The following is a 21,962-nucleotide window of genomic DNA, read 5'->3' on the forward strand; positions in this document are numbered from 1 at the left end:
AAAAATCCACCTCCTTTTATAAGGGAGGCGGATTTTCTTTATGTTATTTACTTTTCTTTGAGAAAGGAAGCCACCAGTTCCAATCACCAAACAGCTTCATGAGACTAGGCACAAGCATAAGACGAATAATTGTTGCATCAATGGCAACAGCAATAGCGATACCCACACCAATTTGCTTCACAGGCATTACATCTGTGAAGGCAAATGCACCTGTAATAACAATCATGATAAGCGCTGCAGATGTAATTATTCGGCTAGTGGATGTTAAGCCATCAATTGTTGCACGCGTATTATCGGAACCCTTTAAATATTCCTCTTGGATACGAGAAATTAAAAAGACTTCGTAGTCCATACTTAAGCCAAATACAAGACAAAAAACAATAACTGGAATGATTAGCACGATGGAGCTTGCTTCAATACCAAAATGACCATATTGGAAAATATAAACGAGTATCCCGAATGCAGATGAAAGCCCAATAATGTTCATGATTATTGCCTTTAACGGAATTAAGATAGAACGGAATGCCAACATTAAAATAAAGAATGTAGAAACGATAATAATTGCTATAGCTAAAACAATTTTATTAGCAATTTCATCAAAGATTTCTTGGTTGAATTTAGCTGGTCCACCAAGTGCAAAATCCACGCCCAGGTCTTTGTCCATCCATGTTCGGGCAAATTTTTGAGCTTTAGAGGAAGAACCTGCTGCATCAATTGTAATTGGAACAAATAGCTGTGTATCCTTTGAAAATGAATTAATAACAGGTTTTAATTGTTCAGCAACCTGTGGAATAGCTAAAGAAGCAGAAAGCTCCTCTGGTGTTTGAATGTTAGCAGCTGTATAAATAGTTGAAACATTAGTCACTAATGGGTCCTTTAATAGCTTTTCTTGAATAGTATAAATTAGCTCTCTACCCTCAGTATCCTCCCAGCCATCTTTTCGTTCAGCCAACAAATATAATGTAGAAGATTCACCTAGTCCAAACGTTTCATCTAATTTATCGTATGCTGCACGAGCATCATATTTCGTAGGTAAGGAGTCCACCTGTGGAATGGTTAATTGGATATCCTTTAAAGGGATCATGCCGATGCCTAGTAATAATAATGCTGAAATCACTATAGCTACTGGATGTTTCATGACAAAACCTGCAAAGCCACGCCAACGATTTGCCCCACCTGGTTTAACGCGTATTAAGCGCCATTTATTAAGTCTATCTCCTAATAGCATCATAGTGGCAGGAAGTAATGTTAAGCCAGAAAGAACGGCTAACAGGACGACTATAGTGCCTCCTAGGGCGATATTATGAAAAATTTCTACATCAATGACAATCATCGCACCTAAGCCAATCATGACACAGACTGCGGAGAAAATGATAGAACGACCTGCTGTCTGAATAGCAGTTTGAATGGCTTGAGCAATAGAAGTATGTGTGCGTTCTTCTCTGTAACGATTAATAAACAGCAACGCAAAATCAATACTTAAAGCCAGCCCAAGCATTGGAACAATATTTAAGACGAAAATAGATAGATTTACATTAGCACTGAGCAGTGTCATCATACCAAAGGCGGTAACCACTGTCACAACACCAATGACGATTGGCAAAATAGAAGCAACAACTGTACCGAACGCTAATAAGAGAACCACGATGGCAATTGGCAATCCAATGGCCTCAGCTGATGCCAAATCCTTTTGACTAGCAGTATTTATGTCAGCAGAAATAACAGGCCCTCCAGTGATACTAATTCCGTCTTTTTCAATTAATGAACGGAATTCCTCAACAATGTCAGGAAGGTTTTCTACATCGTTCTTTATGTGAACCATAGCATAGGCAATACCATCTTTCCGTAAAGAGGAGTCTTCTAAAGGTGATTGAATAGAATGAATCTCTTTTATGTTATCTAATTTTTTTAAAGTGTCTTCAATTTTCTGATCTTCAGCTGGATCAAAGACAACCAAAATCGTATTAGATGGTAAATCAAATTTTTCTGCTAGCTCGTTGGTAACATAGGTATGATCTGCTTCGACAAAGAAACCATCACCTTGAAGTTTGCCTGGAAGCTGTAAAGCAAAGTACGCCATTGCTAGAAAAATAATAAGCCATATGACTACGATTGCTTTCGCATGTGCTGTAATAAAAGCTGAAAAAGTTTTCATAGTTGATTATACATCCCCCTTTTCAATTAGTGTAAAGGATGTGTCACATTTTGTCGTGTGACAAAGTAAAGACTCCCATCCACTTTTTGGACAGGAGTCTTACTATTAAAAGAATAATGATAATATGAAATAAATAACAGATGCCATAACGGCAGAAATTGGCATTGTAATCACCCAAGTAGTAACAATCTTTCGAGCCATACCCCAGTTTACACCACGCACACGCTGTGCTGAACCGACACCCATAATGGAGGAAGAAATGACATGTGTTGTTGAAACTGGTAAGTGGATTAGCGTAGCGCCAAAAATAACAGTAGCAGATGCTAAATCTGCAGCAACACCATTAACAGGGCGGATTTTCATAATCTTACCGCCAACCGTTTTAATGATTTTATAACCACCAATTGACGTACCTAGCCCCATTGCTGTAGCTGCAGCAGCACGCACCCAGAAAGGTATTTCATCTCCAGTGTGCAAACCACCAGCGATTAACGCCATCGTCATAATCCCCATCGCTTTTTGCGCATCATTTGTACCATGAGTGAACGATTGGATGGCAGCAGTAAAAATTTGCATTGTACGGAAACCTTTATTCGTCCTATATAAATTTAAATTTTTAAACCATAGTTTAAAAAGAGTCATCATAATAAAGCCTGCACAAATAGCAAGTAAAGGTGAAAACACTAAAGCCATGATGATTTTAGTAAAGCCGCCATAGTTTAACACATTAAAACCAGCGGATGCGATTGCAGCACCGGCAATAGACCCAATCAATGTGTGTGAAGAACTTGACGGAATACCGAAATACCATGTCAATAAATTCCAAATTATAGCTGAAATTAATGCAGCTAAAATAACGACTGAGCCAGTTGTGTCTCCTTCAAAAGCATTTAATGCAAAAGGATCTACAATATCTTTTGTTAGAGCTTTTGCAACCCCTACAAAGGTGATAGCACCAATAAAGTTCATAGTTGCCGCCATAATGATTGCCGTGCGTGGCGGCAATGCTCTAGTAGAAACCGAAGTTGCAATAGCATTTGCTGTATCATGGAAGCCATTGATAAAGTCAAATGTTAGGGCAAAGATGACGACCAGTACGGTTAATATAATGATTGTGTTCATTGTAAAGTGCCCATCTCCTAATTATGCGTTACGCATGATAATTGTTTCCATAGTATTTGCTACGTTTTGACAATGATCAGCGATATCTTCAAGTTGTTCATAAATATCCTTAAATTTAATGAGGCGGATTGGATCTTTTTCATTTAAAAATAACTTCTTAATAGAAGTACGTTGTACCTCATCACATTCACGTTCATAGTCTTTAATAAGAATTGCGTGTGGACGCATGCCAATTAGATTCTTTTTCTTTAACTCTTCTGTCGCTTTGACTATTTCATCAGCACTTTTTGAAATAAACCCTAAGAAAATGCGCATAGATTCATCAATCTCAGTGAGCGAAAACATTTCAAAGTGTGCAATACAGTGTTCTGTTCCATCTAAAACATCATCCATACGAATGGCGAGCTCTAAAATATCCTCACGTTCAATAGGTGTCATGAATGATTTGTTTAACATGACAATCAGTTCATGAATAAGCTTATCACCAGCAGTTTCATAATTTTTCATTGTAATGCTAATCTCTTTTAGGTCAGCTACACTGTTAATACGAAAATCATTTGCGTAATGTACAGCCTCTCTCATATTTTCAGCAATTTTATGCAATGCAATAAAGAAAGGGTCTTGTTTTTTTGAGTTAAGCATGTGAATCGAATCCTCCTGGATATAAATAAATTAATCGACCTCTAAACTTTACTATCATAACAAAATCTTTAATTTATCTACATAAAAATTTACTAATCGACATGAAAATTTACATTGCTGTAATATACAATTCGTTCACAAAATATAAGGTAATCCAGCTGTATTTATTTTTATGAGTACAGATAAAACCTTGTTATAAATGGCTATTCTTCTGTAATGGTGACTTATTAGTACAGATTAAGACACGAAAGATAATAGAAGGTAATAAAAATAGCGCATTCGAATTGTAAAGGTATTGTAAATTCATTTGATAACCAGAAGAGTACCTTCTTATTCTTAAGAATATCTTCATTTTTATCCTCCCTCTTTATTAAGAATTGTTTACTACAATGGAAAATGAATAGGAAAGGAGCGTTTATTAACTAATGATTCAGGTTGAAAACTTACAACATACATTTTTAATTGGAAAACGAGGGAAGGAAAAGCAAGTGCCGGTATTGAAAGGTGTGAACTTCGAGGTCCATAAAGGAGAAATTGTTGCCATTGTAGGTAAAAGTGGCTCAGGAAAATCGACCTTATTACAAGTTCTAGCTGGTTTTATGAAGGCTGAACAGGGCTCTATTAAAGTAAATGGAAAGGAAACAGCCCATTTAACTGAAACAGAAAGTGCTGCCTTCCGTTTACGTCAATTCGGTTTTATTTTTCAAAACTTTCAATTGATGCCTGGTTTAACTGCTTTTGAAAATATCGAATTACCTTTAAAGCTACAGGGTTTGCGTAAGGCTATGCGCAAAGAAAAAGTGAAGAAATTAATGGACAAGGTTGGTTTGACAGAAGTGGCAGACCATTATCCCAATGAATTGTCAGGTGGACAGCAACAGCGTGTCAGCATTGCACGAGCCCTTATTACGAATCCTCCTATATTACTTGCTGATGAGCCAACAGGGAGTCTCGATTCAGAAACCGAGCAGGATATCTTATTGCTTATTCAAAGTTTAAATCGTGAATTAGGGCTAACTTTTGTCATTATCACGCACGATGAAGAAGTAGCTACTATCGCACATAGACGCTTCCGCATGTACGATGGAGAACTTGTAAAGGAGGAAGCTTAACATGTTATTTAAGGATCAATTAGATTTTGTAACACAGCATATCAAGAAAAATAAGCTGCGTGTGTTTATGACGATACTAGCTGCAACGATGGGCTGTGCCTTTTTAATCGTGCTAGCATCCGTTGGTTTTGGTTTACAGGAATCTTTACGTAATGAAATTCTTTCAAACGAAACAGTTACAAAAATTCAAGTATATGGCGATAAGCAATTAACTGAAGAACAAGTACAAGAAATTAAAAAAATGGAACATGTAGAAACGGTGCTTGAAACAATTAGTGTCAATGCTACCGCACAATCATTTTTTGAAGATCGTGATACTACTTCTAATTTAATATTGTCAGATATGCAGGACTTTGAACAGGTAAATGGAAAGCTTGCAAAAGGGCGTTATCCAACGGAATCTAATGAAATTGTTGTAGGGTATCATTTTGCTCAAACATTATTGAATGAAAGAGAACGTGATGTCATTGCGGAAAAAAATAAAAAGGCTGAAGCAGAGGGTACGTATTATGATGGTAGTGAAGAGGGCTATAAAGAATCATTGATTGGAAAGAACATAGATCTGTCCTTAGTTCCTCACACGGGTACAAATGATGAAACGCAAAAAATGAGCTATACAATTGTTGGCGTAATGGAGAAACCTTCTTATGATTGGATGGTTGATAACGCTATTCATATGGACAAAGAGCAAAAAGCAGTATGGGTTGAAAATTTATCTACAGATAGTAACATGGCAGAGGATGAGCTGTTTTACTCTGAATTTAATATTTATGCGGATACATTAGAAAACGTAAAGCCGATTTTAGAGAAGTTAAAAGATAAGGGCTATAGCGTATATTCAGTAACAGAGCAACTAGATCAAATGAATGTATTTTTCCTTGTCTTAAAAATTGGCTTAATCTTTGTTGGTACAATTGCTGTGTTGATTGCTTCCATTGGTATTTTTAATACAATGACAATGGCTGTGACAGAGCGAACACGTGAAATTGGTGTATTAAAGGCAATTGGGGCAAGTCCGAAGCTTATACAACGGTTATTTTTAATGGAAAGCACATTTATCGGTATTTTTGGTACGCTAATTGCTGTTGTCATCTCGTATGCTATTAGCTTTGCGGCTAATGCAGCATTACCGTTAATTCTTAAGGCGGCAACAGGGGAGGAAGCTTTTGCAACAAATGATATAACATTTTCTCTTATTCCATGGCAACTAGTCATTATTGCAGCAGCCATTAGTATTGGTGTAGCGATGATTTCAGGTTATCGCCCAGCACGTAAAGCAACAAAAATCGACGTTATTCAAGCTTTACGACAAGAGTTATAGTAAAAAAGGCGGTCCAATCAACATTGGATCGCCTTTTATTTGGATTGAAGTACATCTGTATGTTATAAATACTCTTTTAACTCATTCGCTAAAAATGGTGTTGCATTCAATAATTTTAAGAAGGCATCATAGCTGGCACGTTGCTCTTCATTTGGTTTTTTACCTGTTTGATAGGCTCGAATTAATATGTTTTTAGGTGTATTCTCCATATCGATAAACTCTAAAAGCTGTGCCTCATAGCCAACAAGCGATAAAATTTCAGCTCGAATAGCATCTGTAGCAAGTGCCGCAAATCGCTCTCGAACAAGTCCATGTTGCAACATAATATCGAGAGCAGGTGTATTTAGTTGACGATTTAACTCATGCTGACAGCAAGGCACACTTAGAATGACACTTGCTCCCCATTTCACAGCACGAGCCAAGGCCATATCTGTCGCTACATCACATGCATGGAGTGTCACCACCATATCCACAGCACTTTCATCATTATAATCATTGATATCTCCTACAAGAAATTCTAGCTGATCATAGCCTAGATCCTGTGCTATTCTTGAGCACTCTTCAATAACCTCTTTTTTTAAATCTAAACCAGTAACACGAATGTCTAAGCCTTTTTCAATTTTTAAATAATGATACAAAGCAAAGGTTAAGTAGGATTTTCCTGAACCAAAATCTAAAATCCTCACCTGTCGATCCTGAGGTAAATAGGTTAAGGCATCATCTATAAATTCAATGAAGCGGTTAATCTGTTTAAATTTATCATACTTTTGTTTCTTAACCTTTCCTTCTTCTGTTTGTACCCCCAGTCGAATTAAAAATGGATAGGGTTGATCATCAGATAGTAAATAATTTTTTTTACGATTATGGCTTAGATGGACTTGTTTAGGTGAAGCTGTTTTATCTGATTTCCAAAGGACTTTGTTCTTTTTTGATAATTGTACTTGTACCGTTTCATCTACGAAATCAATATGAGCTTGACGATAATCCTCAAAAAACGCGTCAAGCTTGGAAGGTAAATGAGCCAATAGAATATTTTCATGTTTTAAAATCCGTTCATATTGGTATTCAATTTGTATATGGTACTGATTTTTTAACATTAATGGTTTTAATTTTATACGTTTTATTTCATTTGATTTCATACGTGGTTGACTGATTGTAGCTGTCACAAGCTTTTGTTGCAAAATTTGCTCAGTGAGCAGAGCTTTCATTTCTTCAAATGTCATACATTTTCGCCTACTTTATTGTGTTATAGATGGCACTAGTTTAACACATTTTATAAAAGACAATGGCATCTTTGGTATTCGGAATAAATTTAATAAAAATTCCGAGTATTTATAGGTTGAATTGTATATTCGTGGTATCTTAAATACAGTAATTCTTTTTAAATTGGTGATACTAAGGATTAATAAGGAGGAGAAAATATGTCGGATAACATGTATCAATTATTAGCGATTGTTATTTATATGATCGCCATGCTAGCAATTGGCTGGTATGCATTTGTTAAAACATCTAATTTAACAGATTATATGCTTGGCGGTCGTTCCTTAGGTCCAGCGGTTACTGCGCTAAGTGCGGGTGCTGCGGATATGTCTGGCTGGCTCCTAATGGGCTTACCAGGTGCGATATTTTTATCAGGTCTTGTGGAGGCTTGGATTGCAATTGGATTAACAATAGGAGCTTACCTAAACTGGCTACTTGTGGCACCACGTTTACGGGTATATACACAGGTTACAAATGATTCCATTACTATTCCAAGTTATTTGGATAATCGATTACGTGATCATACGAAGCTTATTAGAATTGCTTCAGGTATCATCATCCTCATATTCTTTACATTTTATGTATCGTCAGGAATGGTAGCAGGGGGCAAGTTTTTCGATAGTTCATTTGGTTATGAATACCATACAGGCTTATTAATTGTGTCAGCTGTAGTTGTAGCATACACTCTTTTTGGCGGATTTTTAGCGGTAAGTTATACAGACTTCTTACAAGGTCTTATTATGTTTTTAGCACTTATTATGGTACCGCTATTTGGTTTATTTGTAACAGGTGGTATAGGTGAAACCATTTCATCTATTAAATCTGTTGATCCAGATCTTCTAAATTTATTACCAGCCACTGCGACAGCAGCAGGGATCATTTCTTCAGTTGCTTGGGGATTAGGCTATTTTGGACAGCCTCATATTATCGTCCGCTTTATGGCGATTAGTTCCGTTAAAGAAACGAAGCAAGCTCGACGCATTGGTATTGGCTGGATGATGTTAAGCTTATTTGGAGCTATTGGAACTGCCTTGGTGGGTGTAGCCTATTATCAGCAAAATGCTGGTGAGCTAAAAGACGCTGAAACAGTATTTATTGTACTTGGTCAGATTTTATTCCATCCATTTATAGCAGGTATTATGCTGGCGGCTATTTTAGCAGCTGTTATGAGTACAATTTCTTCTCAATTAATCGTAACTTCTTCAGCACTTGTAGAGGATATTTATAAAGCATTATTTAATAAAACAGCAGACGATAAGCATTACGTTTTTGTTGGGCGTATGGCTGTATTAGTTGTTGCAATTATTGCAGCAATTCTAGCGTGGAATCCAGATAGTTCTATCTTAAGCTTAGTTGGCTTTGCTTGGGCAGGATTCGGTGCAGCCTTCGGACCTGTTATTTTACTTTCTTTATATTGGAGAAGGTTAACGAACTACGGAGCACTTAGCGGAATGGTAACAGGGGCTGCAACTGCGTTTATTTGGGGTAAAGTAGATGCTTTATCAAGTGCGTTGTACGAAATTGTTCCTGGCTTCATTGTTTGTTTAATTGTTGCGGTTGTTGTCAGTATACTGACATATAAACCAAATAAAGAAATTGAAGAAGAGTTCACACGCTCAGAAGCCCTGCTAAAAGAAGAAAGAAAATAGTTGAGATGCGCCTTTACATGAGGCGCATTTTTTAGGAAAGTTAACGATGATCTTCAAATACGAAAAAGGGTATATTATGGTAAGATGAAGAAAATTTGTCGTAGCGACACCAAGCTTTGGTGGGAGGTTTCTAATGGATAGAATTAAGGAAGTTGATGTATTAATTGAAAAGGCCATACTAGTTGGCGTGAATTTACGAAATGATGAGCACTTTGACTATTCTATGGAAGAGTTACAAAATTTAGCTGAGGCCTTGCATGTAGAAGTGGTTGGGACTGTCACGCAAAATTTGGAACGTGTGACACCTTCCCATTATGTGGGTACAGGTAAAATAGAAGAAATCAAAAATTTTTATGAAGAAGCACAAGCAAACCTCGTTATTTTTAATGATGAACTGTCTCCTTCGCAAATCCGTAATTTGGAGCGTGATTTAGCAACGAAGGTCATTGATCGAACAATGCTTATTTTAGATATTTTTGGAAGGCGCGCAAAAACACGTGAAGCCCAAATGCAGGTGGAATTAGCACAGCTTCAATATATGCTACCTCGTTTAGTGGGTTTGCATGCCTCTTTAAGCCGTCAGGGTGGAGGTACTGGGGGAGGCTTTAAAAACCGTGGTGCTGGTGAGACAAAGCTGGAATTGGATCGACGAAAAATTGAAGATCAAATTGCTAAAATTAAAAAGGATCTAGAGCACGTTAAGGAACAGAGAGAAACGCAGCGTAAACAGCGTCGTAAAAACGCTCTTCCGGTTGTATCGATTGTAGGCTATACAAATGCTGGGAAATCAACGATTATGAATCAACTGCTTACACAAATAGGACAAGAAGAGCACAAACAAGTCTTTGAGAAGGATATGCTTTTTGCTACCCTTGAAACTTCTGTTCGTCAGATTGAACTACCTGATAAGAAGACCTTTTTACTGACAGACACTGTAGGCTTTGTTAGTAAATTACCTCACCATTTAGTGAAGGCATTTCGCTCCACTTTGGAAGAGGCTCGAGATGCGGATCTTTTACTGCATGTGGTGGATGTTTCGAATACAGAGTACGGATTTATGATGGATGTAACGAACGAAACACTTAAAGCAGTTGGTGTTGAGGACATTCCTACAATCTATGTATACAATAAAGCAGATATAGCAGATGTTCCATATCCTGTGGTAAGTGGAGATAATATTTGGATTTCAGCAAAGCAGGGGGTTGGTTTAGAAGAATTAGTACAGCTAATTCGTCAACACATCTTCTCGCATTACGTAACGTGTGAAATGTTAATACCTTATGATCATGGGAACGTTGTTTCTTATTTAAATGAGAATGCCTCTGTTTTTAATACAGCCTATGAAGAGGGTGGGACATTATTGTCTCTTGAAGTAAAAGCAGCAGATTACGCAAAGTATCAGCACTATGTAATTAATTAAAAAATGTACTTCCCAAAGCATGCCAAAAGATTTTTGGCATGCTTTTTGTGATTAGAGGGAATAGTAGAATCTAGAACAAAGGTAAAACATGTAGTCAAGAAATTATATTAATTTTCAAGTAAAGTAAGGAATCTGAATTTTAAATATTTTAGAATAATTCATTGTAAATTTAAAAATCTTTTAGGTATAAAGTGTGAGAAAACTTAGATATATCAAAGGATTTAATAATTTATCTAATAATCAATCAGAATTTATAGAAAAATGACAAATTTTCAACATTTTTTAAAACTCTTGCTAAAGTGTATAAAACGCTTTAGTATGATGAAACAAAGTTTTTTTATCCTTATATTAGGGTAGTTGTGTTTTTGTAGAATAATTTTTTATTGGGAGAGGGTATTGTATGTCTAGTAAAGATGAAGTTGTAAAATCTGTCCCTCAAAATGGTTTTGTTGGACACCCTAAAGGGCTCTTTACTTTGTTTTTCACAGAATTTTGGGAACGTTTCTCGTACTATGGTATGCGAGCAATTCTTATCTTCTTTATGTATTACGAATTACATGACGGGGGCTTAGGTCTAGACCGCGGAACAGCAAACTCTATTATGGCCATCTACGGCTCACTTGTTTATATGTCTGGAATTATAGGTGGATGGATTGCCGACCGAGTTTTAGGAACACGAAAAACCATTTTTTATGGTGGCGTGTTAATTATGATTGGTCATTTACTGCTAGCATTGCCTGGTGGTGTGAGCATGTTATTTGCTTCCATGGCATTTATCGTTATGGGTACTGGTTTATTAAAACCGAACGTTTCAAGTATTGTTGGGGACATTTATGCTGAAACAGATAGCCGTCGTGATGCAGGTTTTTCTATTTTCTATATGGGTATTAATATGGGAGCATTTATTGCACCTTTTATTGTCGGAACAATTGGACAAAAATATAGCTTCCACCTTGGTTTTGGTTTAGCGGGTCTAGGTATGTTTATTGGTTTAATTGTTTATAAATTAACAGAGAAAAAATATTTAGGCTTAGCGGGCTTACAAGTAAACAACCCATTAAAGCCTGAAGAACGTAAAAAAGTCTTTACGCAATTCGGAGTTGCAGCTTTACTTATTATCATCTTGGGTGCTATCGGTATTAAAACTGGTACTTTAACAATGAATGTATTTAGTTTAATCATCACAGCTCTAGGTGTATTAATTCCAACTGCATTCTTTATTTATATGTATCGCAGTAAAAAAACAACAAAGGATGAAAAGTCTCGTCTACTTGCTTATATTCCTTTATTTTTATCAGCTGTAATGTTCTGGGCTATTCAAGAACAAGGAGCAACTATTTTAGCGACTTATGCAGATGAGCGTACACAGCTAAGTTTTGGTGGTATTCAGCTTCAATCTTCTTGGTTCCAGTCATTGAACCCATTATTTGTTATTACAATGGCACCATTATTTGCGATGCTATGGCTTAAATGGGGAGACAAGCAGCCAACAACACCACGTAAGTTCTCATATGCATTGTTCTTTGCGGGTCTATCGTTCTTAGTGATGATGATTCCAGCACACCTGTCTGGTGGAGATACATTAGTGAGTCCTTTATGGTTAGTATTGTCATTCTTCTTAGTGGTTGTTGGTGAGTTATTATTATCACCAGTTGGTCTATCTGCCACAACGAAATTGGCACCACAGGCATTCGCAGCGCAAACGATGTCTTTATGGTTTTTAACAAGTGCAGCAGCACAAGCAATTAATGCGCAATTAGTTAAGGTCTATGAAGTTGTAAGCGAATTCACATACTTTGGTTTCTTAGGTACCTTATCTATTGTAGTCGGGATTATTATATTGGTGCTTTCACCAATTATTTCAAAAGCGATGAAGGGTATTAATTAAATGAAAGATGCAAGTACAGTTATTAAAAAAACTGTACTTGCATCTTTTTTTGTATCTAAATAAAAGTCTATCTAAGAGGCTGAGAGCGAAATATATTATCGTAAGTAGTTATTTTGTTGAATGTGGGTATAAGTTTCTATGTAGAAAATTATCATTTTCGTTATAATAATTTTAATAATATGAAAATTTAAGGGGTTGGAATCTATGAAGGAAGAGTTAGATTATTTGAGGCCAAGATTAATGGAGATTTTTACGTATTTACATGCAAATCCAGAAATCAGCTGGCATGAAGTAGAAACCACCAATTATATAGTGGAGCTATTAACGCAGGAAGGCTTTTCCCCTAAACGATTTAAAAATTCCACAGGATTATATGTTGATGTAGGCAAAGGTAACCCCAAAGTAGGACTAAGAACAGACATAGATGCCTTATGGCAAGAAGTAGATGGTCATTTCCGTGCGAATCATTCATGTGGACATGACGGTCATATGACGATGGCCATTGGTACACTATTACTTTTAAAAGAACTACAGCAATCTATTAATGGTACAATCCGCGTTATTTTCCAACCTGCTGAAGAAAAAGGAACTGGAGCGTTATCTGTATTAGAAGAAGGTGTTATTGATGACTTAGATTATTTATTTGGTGTCCATGTAAGACCTGTTCATGAGCTAGAGGACGGCACTTATTGTGCAGCCTTATATCATGGTGCCTCTCGTTTACTTGAAGGCGAAATTATCGGAGAGGATGCTCATGCTGCAAGACCGCACCTAGGTATTAATGCCATTGAAGTAGGTGCAACAATCATCGAAGATTTGCGAACCATTCATACAGATCCTATGGTTCCTGTATCTGTAAAGATGACGAAATTCCATGCTGGGGGAGATTCGGGCAATATTATCCCAGGTAATGCCTCATTTACGATTGATATTCGTGCACAACAAAACAAGGTGATGGACGATTTAGCACAAGGCGTAAAGCGTGTGATCGATTCCTCTAAATTGTTGCATAAAGTACAAATTGAATTACGTACGGTGGCCAATATCGTAGCTGCTGAAGTTGATACAAGTGCTCAATATTTAATGGAGCAGGCAATTATACAGGCTGCTGGATTATCAAATTTAAGAAAGCCTGTTCATACACCTGGAGGAGAGGATTTTCACCATTATGCTGTACAACGGCCGCATTTAAAAACAACCATGCTGGGCTTGGGTTGTGGATTAACACCAGGCTTGCATCATCCGAAAATGAAATTTAAACAAGCAAGACTTGTCACGGGAGTGGAGATACTTACAAGAGCAGTTTTATTAGCTTTGGAGTCAGGGCATAAAAAGGAGGCGTCAGCGTAATGTTAGAGCAAGTGCGAATTCACAAAGTAACGACACCGAAAGAAATTGCAGAGATCCAAAAATTAAATGCTGAAATATGGGGCAGTCAAGCAATCCCCTCCCATCAATTACTAGCTGCTGTACAAAATGGGGGAATCGTATTAGGAGCGTATTTAGATGAAAAGCTAATTGGCTTTAACTATTGCTTCGTTGGCTATCGGAATAAAGAAATGTACTTACATTCGCACATGATTGGTGTAGAAAAAGCATATCGTGAACAAGGTGTGGGTGAATTATTGAAGCATGCCCAACAAGAATATGCAAAAGAGCATGGTTTTCAACTTGTCCGCTGGTTAATTGACCCATTAGAGGCGCGTTTAGCGAATCTAGCATTTCTAAAACTGAACGCCACTAGTTATCAATATGAAAATGATTATTATGGTCCACTTCGAGATGACTTTAATGAAGGACTACCTTCAGATAGACTTGTCGTTGAATGGTGGATCGAGCGTGATCAAATGGCAGATAGCCTTGATGAATTAGAAGAAGTAGCACAGGAAATTGTACCTTGGACATTAACAGTAGACGGATTACCAGTTCTAGATGTAGAAAATACATTTCAGTTAAATCAATCCTTTTATAAAGATGCCTATTTTTTACCGATCCCTCAATCTCTACAGAAAATGAAAGTGGAAAGTCCAAAACTTGCAGAGGACTGGCGTTATAAAATTCGCACAATCTTAACAACATTATTTAACCAAGATTATGCCATCGTACGCATGAAGAAACATCCAGAATATGTTCATAGCTATCTGTTAGTCAGACGCTCCTTATTAGCTTTATAATAATGATAAGGAGTGAACAATGTGAGATTAGAAAAGATTACATTAAGGCATTTAAAAATGCCTATGAAAGCACCATTTACTACGAGTTTTGGCACAGTTGATGAAAAGGAAATGTTACTGATAGAAGCAAAAGATGAATCAGGGACGACGGGGTGGGGAGAAACTGTTGCTTTTGTAGCACCATGGTATACGGAAGAAACATTAAAGACAACATGGCATATGCTACAAGATTTTTTGATACCCATCTTGTTACATAAAAAGATTGGGCATCCAGATGAGGTAACCTCATTATTTGCACCTATTCGGCGAAACTGCATGGCGAAAGCTTCAATTGAGGGTGCTGTATGGGATATCTATGCTCAGCAAACAAAGCAATCACTTGCACAGGCGTTAGGTGGTCAAAAACAACGTATTGAAGTAGGAGTCAGTGTGGGTATTCAACCCTCTATTGCTCAGTTAATTGCATTAATAAAAGGTCATATTGAAGAAGGCTACAAAAGGGTGAAGATCAAGATAAAGCCTGGAGAGGATGTAGAGATAGTACAGGCAATTCGTGCGGAATTTCCAAATTTACCCTTGGTGGTTGATGCAAACTCTGCTTATACATTAGAGGATATAGAAATACTACAGCAGCTTGATGATTTTAATTTATTAATGATCGAACAACCATTAGCTACTGATGATATTGTCGATCATGCAGCATTACAGAAAAAGTTAAAAACGCCTATTTGCTTAGATGAAAGCATCACATCATATGAGGATGCCAGACGAGCAATTGAACTTGGAAGCTGTGGTGTCATAAACATCAAGATTGGACGAGTAGGTGGTTTAACGGAAGCAATACGAATCCATGACCTATGTAAAGCAAACCATATTCCAGTTTGGTGTGGTGGTATGTTAGAGGCTGGAATTGGACGAGCACATAATGTTGCCTTAACGTCTCTTAGTCAATTTATTTTACCTGGCGATACAGCAGGTTCTAGTCATTATTGGTACGAGGATATCATTGATCCTGAAGTAAAAGTTAAAGATGGTTATATTGAGGTACCCCAGTCGGTAGGTATTGGTTATAAGCCTAATATGGCTGTGATTGATAAATTAACAATTAGCAAAGAAATCTATCAATAAGGGAGTACTTAGTCGATCATTTAGTATAAGGAAAACGAGGAGAGAACTGATTGAAAAAAAGCTTGCAAATCGGTGGTGCCTATGTGGGGATTATCGTTGGAGCAGGATTTGCATCAGGGCAGGAAATTGTCCTTTATTTTACAAGCTATGGCTTTAAAGGAATATATGGAGCATTGTTAGCTATGGTTGGTTTCTCAATTGTTGGAATGTGTGTTGCTCAAGTGAGCTCTAAGCTTCGCACATCGTCCCATAAGGATTTAATTTATCAAATTTCAGGGAATACTATGGGCTTTGTCTTGGATTTAGTGCTATCACTCTTTTTATTTGGTGTAGCTGTCATCATGTTTGCTGGCGCTGGTGCAACATTTCAGCAAATGTTTGGACTGCCTATTTGGCTAGGGAGTATTTGTATGATCTTGCTTACAGTAGCCACTGTCATGATGGATGTGAAAAGCATCATTAATATCATTGCACTAGCAACCCCCTATCTACTAACCGTTGTCTCCATCATCGCTATCTATGCTATTGCAACGATGGATTTTACCTTTGCAGAGCAAGCTGTTATTGCTCAACAGGCTCAAATAAGTGAGAAAAGTTGGTGGGTAACGGCTTTATTGTACATGTCGTTCAATGTAGGGGTTAGCTTCTCTTTACTGACTGTTATGTGTGGATCCATACGCAATCATAAGGTAGCTGGCATGGGTGGTATAATTGGTGGGATTTTGTTAGGTGCTTTAATCTTACTTGTGAATTTCTCCCTTTTAGCAAAGATGAATATCATTGTTGGATTAGACATTCCGATGCTAGCGTTAGCGAATGAAATTCATCCGATTGTTGGAGTATTAATGACTATTTCTCTTTTGGGAATGATTTATAATACGGCAGTAGGGATGCTATATTCCTTTATGGTAAGGTTTTTCGAGCCTAGTAGAGCAAGCTTTAGGATTGCAGTTATATTTATAGGTGGTCTCGGTTTTCTAGCAAGTCTTGTAGGGTTTACTACGCTAGTAGCTAAACTATATGCAGTGATGGGCTATGTTGGGTTAGTATTAATCATATTCATTATTTCTGCATGGTTAAGAGGCACTAAAAAAATTATCTAATATAGTAATGGTAATTGAGGGATAGATTTTATTCTCAATTACCTTTTTATTTGGATAAAAATATTGTAGAAATAGTGAATTATTTCTGTTGATTAATTTACGGTAATGCTGATATTTCGTTAATTTGGCATATTTTTCAGTTAATCATTAATAAAACGAGAATAATTCTCATTTGCTGGTTGACTGAGAATAAAATCATGCTTATAATGGAAATCGTGAGTAATGATAATCATTTTCACTAATAAGTGAGTTACACACAAAAATGAAATCTACCGGGGATTACTATGAAAATAAGATATCTTTTAACAGCAACTGTTTTGCTGTCTATTGTGTCGCTCTTTATCGGAGTAGTAGATATTAAGCCTAGCGACCTATTAGACTTCCAATCAGAAGAAGCTAGACTATTTTTAATTAGTCGTGTACCTAGACTTGTTGCAATCTTGCTAGCGGGTGCAGGTATGAGTATTGCTGGTTTAATTATGCAAAGCTTAAGTAGGAATAAATTCGTTTCACCAACAACAGCTGGTACATTAGATGCCACACGGTTGGGTGTATTGATTTCCATGATGTTCTTTACGAACGTTACGTATTTCCAAAAAATTTCCTTCGCTTTCATATTTGCTTTAGCCGGCACATTACTATTTATGCAAATATTAAACCGAATTAAGTTTAAAGATGCGATTTTTATACCGCTTATTGGCTTAATGTTTGGGAATATTTTGTCCTCTGTTACAACATTCTTTGCATATAAGGCGAATATTATCCAAAACATTTCTGCATGGTTACAAGGAGATTTCTCATTAATCATGAAAGGCCGTTACGAACTGTTATACGTAAGTGTACCAATACTCATTTTAGCTTACATTTACGCAAATCGTTTTACAGTAGCTGGGATGGGAGAGGATTTTGCAAAAAATCTTGGTCTATCCTATAAATTTGTAGTCAATTTAGGCTTGGTGTTGGTAGCTCTTATCTCCACAACAGTGGTGTTAACAGTCGGTATCATTCCATTTCTTGGTTTGATTATTCCGAACATTATTTCCCTGTTTAAAGGTGATAATTTGGCAAAAACCTTGCCGCACACAGCATTACTTGGTATGTCATTCTTGTTATTCTGTGATATTTTAGGACGAGTACTGATTTTCCCTTATGAAATACCAATAAGTATGACTGTTGGTGTAATTGGAAGTGCCATCTTCCTATTCATGTTGTTTAGGGGGAGAGCATATGCGTAATCGTACAAAAATGTTCATTTTACTAGGTCTCGCTGTTATAGCAGTTGTCCTATATTTATTTTGGGAACTCAATGGTAATTATCACTATGCTTTTCCACGCCGTGTCATAAAGGTTGTGGCAATGGCATTAACGGGTATAGCGATTGCCTATTCAACAGTAGTTTTCCAAACAATTACACATAATCGGATTTTAACCCCAAGTGTCATGGGTTTAGATGCTTTGTATATGTTAATTCAAACATGCATCTACTTCTTCTTTGGCTCTACATCCATATTAGTTATTAATATCTACTATAATTTTACGCTTGCAATTGGGGCGATGATTCTATTCGCTTTAATTTTTTACCGAGTATTGTTTAAAGAAGGAAAGCGACCGATTTATTTTTTACTGCTTGTTGGGATGATTGTTGGTACGTTCTTAGGAAGTATTACAACGTTCTTCCAAGTATTAATAGATCCGAATGAGTTTTTAGGCTTACAAAGTAAAATGTTTGCAAGTTTCAATAATGTTAATTCAGATTTAGTTTGGCTAGCAGGCGTTATCATTTTAATAACATTTATCTACGGTGCTCGTCATATGAATCAATTAGACGTCATGTCTTTAGGACGAGACACAGCTATAAATTTAGGTGTACCTTACGATAAGCTGGTACAACGTATGTTAATTTTAGCTTCAATTTTGATTGCTGTTTCAACAGCGCTTGTTGGTCCGATCACGTTCTTTGGTTTAATCGTTGCAAATTTATCATATCAGTATTTCAGAACATACAAGCATTCCATCTTAATTACTGGCTCCTGTGTAATGAGTGTTGTAGCTTTAGTCGGTGGACAGTGGATGGTTGAACGTTTATTTAGTTTCACTACTACACTTAGTGTCATTATTAATTTTGTGGGTGGGGTTTACTTCATCTACTTATTATTAAGAGAAAGTAGGTCAGCAGGATGATACAAGTCAAAGAAATTACAAAGTTTTTTGGTAAAAAACCTGTCGTTCAAGATGTAAGTGTTGATATTGTCTCAGGAAAAATCACATCGTTTATTGGACCCAATGGTGCAGGGAAGTCCACGCTACTTTCTATGGTGAGTCGTTTACTGAATGCAGATACTGGTGAAGTACTACTCGATAAGGCAGATGTACGTAGCTGGAAATCAGATGATTTCGCTAAACGTGTATCGATTTTAAAGCAATCAAACTTTATGAATGTTCGTCTAACGATTCGTGAGCTTGTATCTTTTGGCCGTTTCCCTTACTCAAAAGGACACTTAAAACCTGAAGACGAAGAAAAAGTGGATGAAGCTATTCGCTATATGAATTTAGAAGATATGCAACATAATTATTTAGATGAGCTTTCAGGTGGTCAACGTCAGCGTGCATTTATCGCAATGGTTATTGCCCAAGATACTGAATATATCTTACTGGACGAACCATTAAATAATTTAGATATGAAGCATTCTGTCCAGATTATGAAGATTTTACGTAAGTTGGTTGATGAGTTAGGCAAAACAGTGGTTATCGTTTTACACGATATTAATTTTGCTTCTGTTTACTCTGACCATATTGTTGCATTAAAAGATGGCCGTGTTGTTAAAAATGGTCCTACAAATGACATTATTAACTCACATGCATTGAAGGAAATTTATGATATGGATATTCCTGTTCAAGAGCAGGATGGCTGTCGAATTTGTGTTTATTTTAATTCGTAAAAATAGTCCAGATGATGAACATCTAACTATCAAATCATTTAATTAAAGGAGAAATTTCACAATGAAAAAATGGAAATTACTTACAGTATTAATGGCAATGATGCTATTAGTATTAGCTGCTTGCGGTTCGAAAGATGAAGCAAAAGAAGATGATAAAGGTACTTCAACTGACAAACCAGCTGAGGAACAAAATGAAGAATCATCAGTATATCCACTAACAATTCCAGGTAGCACAGTTGAAGGTCGTGACGGTAGTACAACATTTGAAGAAGTAACACTTGATAAAATGCCAGAAAAAGTTGTCGTTTTTGATAATGGTTTCTTAGATACATTAGATGCTTTAGGCGTTAATCCTACAGCAGTGGTACAAGACTCATTACCAGCATATTTAAGCAAGTTTAAAGATAGTACTTATGTAAACGCAGGTACATTATTCGAGCCTGATTATGAAAAATTATCTGAAATTAACCCAGATATTATTTTCATCTCTGGTCGTGCTTCAGCAGCTTATGCTGAATTATCTAAAATTGCTCCTACAGTATACATTGGTGTAGATAATACTAACTTCTTAGAGTCATTCAAAGCTAATACAGAATTAGCTGGTAAAATCTTTGGTAAAGAAAAAGAAGCGGCAGATGCAATTGCTGCATATGAAGCAAAAGTAGAAGAAGTAAAAGCTAAGGCTACTGCAACAGAAGAAAAAGCGTTAATCGTTTTAGGTAGTGAAGGTTCATTATCAGTATTCGGTCCTGGTTCACGTTTCGGTGTGATTCATGATGTATATGGTGTAAAAGCTGTAGCTGAAGCTAGTGGCTTCAAAATCGAATCACATGGTGATAATGCAAGCTTTGAATTTGTACGTGAGAAAAATCCAGATATCTTATTCGTTATTGACCGTGACGCTGTTGTAAATGAAAACGGTGAATCAGGTACAAAAGCTGCAATTGAAAACGAAATTGTAAGTGCAACAAACGCTGTGAAAAACGGTAAAGTATTCTACTTAGATCCAGAAATTTGGTACCTTTCAGGTGGCGGTTTACAATCAGAAACACAAAAAGCTGAAGATGTATTAAAGGCGTTCAACTAATATGTTTGTACAAATTAAACGTATTGTTGTGACAGAAGGGAATTCGGATAAGGTTGTGGAACGTTTTGGTGCTAAGCCAAATGGTCCCTCATTACTTGAACAACAACCTGGCTACATTGATAAGCAGGTACTTGTAAAGAAAGTTCGCCGCGGTGATGAAGAAGTGCTAGTGATGGTTCGTTGGGAATCAGAAGAAGCATGGAAAAATTGGGAGAAGAGTCCTGAGCATATTGCAGGCCATAAGGCAAGTGCAGGTAAACCGAAGCCTGATCATATCATTGAAAGCGGACAAGAAGTTTATTATGTAAAAGGTTAATCATCTAAAGGTGTCTCAAGGGATTGAGACACCTTTTCTTGTTGTTGAAAAAAGAATGTCACTAGCAGAAAAAGCCCTTTTAGCAAGGTGAGGGGTTGATTTCCGTTCCGCCAGCGTCCTTTCCAGGGGGCGTCCGATGAGCCGCTTCACTCACTTGCGCTCGCTCCAGGGTCTCCTCAGTGACGCTAAATCCCCTAGGAGTGACGTTGGCTCCACTCCAATCAACCATTCTGCAAAGTGTCTTTACTTTTTTCATAGTAGCATAACAATCAAATAGCCCATTATCTGTATTCTTAGAGGGGATAAGCTCTTATTTTCAATGTGGAGAAGTGATGCGTGACAACACCTCTTCATAAAGAGTAATGAACACCTTCACTTTATTTGAATACCTTTGCTAAAAAGCGGTTTATAGTGGTGGGCTACTGGACTACCATGGAATAGCGAGACAGGCAAAACTTTAAACGGAGCAGTAGCGGAGGAAGCGATTCGGCGCTCGCCTACAGGAAAGCAAGTAGCCTGCAACGGAAATTCATTTTCATCTTTTATAAAAATGCTATTGATTGCTTTGTTTATCAACACTATGTAGAGATGTCGTTTTATTACTCAAAAAGCAGGTCACAATCAGTGTGACCTGCTTAGCTAGGTG

General features: G+C 36.9%; 18 protein-coding genes. 14 read left to right on the top strand and 4 right to left on the bottom strand.

Features of this window, described 5'->3' with window-relative positions; translation table 11 throughout:
• Positions 1–43 precede the first annotated feature (43 nt).
• From AAJG31_RS15575 to AAJG31_RS15585, 3 genes are all read right to left on the bottom strand, one after another.
• Positions 44–2,155: an MMPL family transporter gene (locus AAJG31_RS15575; RefSeq protein ID WP_054549620.1), complete on the bottom strand. Its 2,112-nt coding sequence runs from the start codon at positions 2,153–2,155 to the stop codon at positions 44–46.
• A gap of 105 nt (positions 2,156–2,260) precedes the next feature.
• Positions 2,261–3,277 carry an inorganic phosphate transporter gene (locus AAJG31_RS15580; protein ID WP_004231925.1) on the bottom strand — a complete coding sequence of 339 codons (1,017 nt, stop codon included), beginning with the start codon at positions 3,275–3,277 and terminating at the stop codon, positions 2,261–2,263.
• A gap of 21 nt (positions 3,278–3,298) precedes the next feature.
• A complete protein-coding gene (locus tag AAJG31_RS15585) occupies positions 3,299–3,919 on the bottom strand; it encodes a DUF47 domain-containing protein (RefSeq protein ID WP_004231927.1) in 621 nt (206 codons plus the stop codon).
• Between the two features lie 425 nt (positions 3,920–4,344).
• Between AAJG31_RS15585 and AAJG31_RS15590 the strand changes: the two genes are divergently transcribed.
• Both AAJG31_RS15590 and AAJG31_RS15595 read left to right on the top strand, forming a co-directional pair.
• Positions 4,345–5,031, top strand: coding sequence for an ABC transporter ATP-binding protein (locus AAJG31_RS15590; protein ID WP_048394180.1), 687 nt, complete (start codon positions 4,345–4,347; stop codon positions 5,029–5,031).
• Between the two features lies 1 nt (position 5,032).
• The gene (locus AAJG31_RS15595; RefSeq protein ID WP_279493302.1) at positions 5,033–6,352 is read left to right on the top strand and encodes an FtsX-like permease family protein; all 1,320 of its coding nucleotides are present in this window, start codon (positions 5,033–5,035) and stop codon (positions 6,350–6,352) included.
• Positions 6,353–6,414: 62 nt separating this feature from the next.
• Here the strand turns inward: AAJG31_RS15595 and AAJG31_RS15600 are convergent, their stop codons facing one another.
• Positions 6,415–7,575 carry an SAM-dependent methyltransferase gene (locus AAJG31_RS15600; protein WP_054549619.1) on the bottom strand — a complete coding sequence of 387 codons (1,161 nt, stop codon included), beginning with the start codon at positions 7,573–7,575 and terminating at the stop codon, positions 6,415–6,417.
• Positions 7,576–7,773: 198 nt separating this feature from the next.
• Between AAJG31_RS15600 and putP the strand changes: the two genes are divergently transcribed.
• From putP to AAJG31_RS15660, 12 genes are all read left to right on the top strand, one after another.
• Positions 7,774–9,261 carry a sodium/proline symporter PutP gene (putP, locus tag AAJG31_RS15605; RefSeq protein ID WP_269897941.1) on the top strand — a complete coding sequence of 496 codons (1,488 nt, stop codon included), beginning with the start codon at positions 7,774–7,776 and terminating at the stop codon, positions 9,259–9,261.
• A gap of 133 nt (positions 9,262–9,394) precedes the next feature.
• Positions 9,395–10,681, top strand: coding sequence for a GTPase HflX (gene hflX, locus AAJG31_RS15610; RefSeq protein WP_279493299.1), 1,287 nt, complete (start codon positions 9,395–9,397; stop codon positions 10,679–10,681).
• A 400-nt stretch (positions 10,682–11,081) separates the two neighbouring features.
• Entirely contained in the window at positions 11,082–12,569 is a 1,488-nt protein-coding gene (locus tag AAJG31_RS15615) for a peptide MFS transporter (protein ID WP_048394189.1), read from the top strand.
• A gap of 204 nt (positions 12,570–12,773) precedes the next feature.
• The gene (locus tag AAJG31_RS15620) at positions 12,774–13,919 is read left to right on the top strand and encodes a M20 peptidase aminoacylase family protein (protein ID WP_048394190.1); all 1,146 of its coding nucleotides are present in this window, start codon (positions 12,774–12,776) and stop codon (positions 13,917–13,919) included.
• Positions 13,919–14,743: a GNAT family N-acetyltransferase gene (locus AAJG31_RS15625; RefSeq protein WP_279493298.1), complete on the top strand. Its 825-nt coding sequence runs from the start codon at positions 13,919–13,921 to the stop codon at positions 14,741–14,743. The genes AAJG31_RS15620 and AAJG31_RS15625 overlap by 1 nt, the downstream gene beginning before the upstream one ends.
• Positions 14,744–14,764: 21 nt before the next feature.
• Positions 14,765–15,871 (top strand): o-succinylbenzoate synthase, encoded by a 1,107-nt coding sequence (menC, locus tag AAJG31_RS15630; RefSeq protein WP_279493296.1) that lies wholly within the window; start codon positions 14,765–14,767, stop codon positions 15,869–15,871.
• A gap of 50 nt (positions 15,872–15,921) precedes the next feature.
• Entirely contained in the window at positions 15,922–16,974 is a 1,053-nt protein-coding gene (locus AAJG31_RS15635; protein WP_054549616.1) for a hypothetical protein, read from the top strand.
• A 284-nt stretch (positions 16,975–17,258) separates the two neighbouring features.
• The gene (locus AAJG31_RS15640) at positions 17,259–18,209 is read left to right on the top strand and encodes an ABC transporter permease (RefSeq protein ID WP_048394199.1); all 951 of its coding nucleotides are present in this window, start codon (positions 17,259–17,261) and stop codon (positions 18,207–18,209) included.
• Positions 18,202–19,155, top strand: a complete 954-nt coding sequence (locus tag AAJG31_RS15645) for an iron chelate uptake ABC transporter family permease subunit (RefSeq protein WP_004231949.1) — start codon at positions 18,202–18,204, stop codon at positions 19,153–19,155. Before AAJG31_RS15640 ends, AAJG31_RS15645 begins: the two co-directional genes overlap by 8 nt.
• Positions 19,152–19,913, top strand: coding sequence for an ABC transporter ATP-binding protein (locus tag AAJG31_RS15650; protein ID WP_048394201.1), 762 nt, complete (start codon positions 19,152–19,154; stop codon positions 19,911–19,913). The genes AAJG31_RS15645 and AAJG31_RS15650 overlap by 4 nt, the downstream gene beginning before the upstream one ends.
• A 61-nt stretch (positions 19,914–19,974) precedes the next feature.
• On the top strand, positions 19,975–21,000 hold the full coding sequence (locus AAJG31_RS15655) for a siderophore ABC transporter substrate-binding protein (protein WP_054549615.1): 1,026 nt from the start codon (positions 19,975–19,977) through the stop codon (positions 20,998–21,000).
• A gap of 1 nt (position 21,001) precedes the next feature.
• Positions 21,002–21,316, top strand: a complete 315-nt coding sequence (locus AAJG31_RS15660) for an antibiotic biosynthesis monooxygenase (RefSeq protein WP_048394205.1) — start codon at positions 21,002–21,004, stop codon at positions 21,314–21,316.
• Positions 21,317–21,962: the final 646 nt, after the last annotated feature.

Origin of the sequence: Lysinibacillus sp. BS3, assembly GCF_039614735.1 — a bacterium.
Classification (GTDB): domain Bacteria; phylum Bacillota; class Bacilli; order Bacillales_A; family Planococcaceae; genus Lysinibacillus; species Lysinibacillus capsici.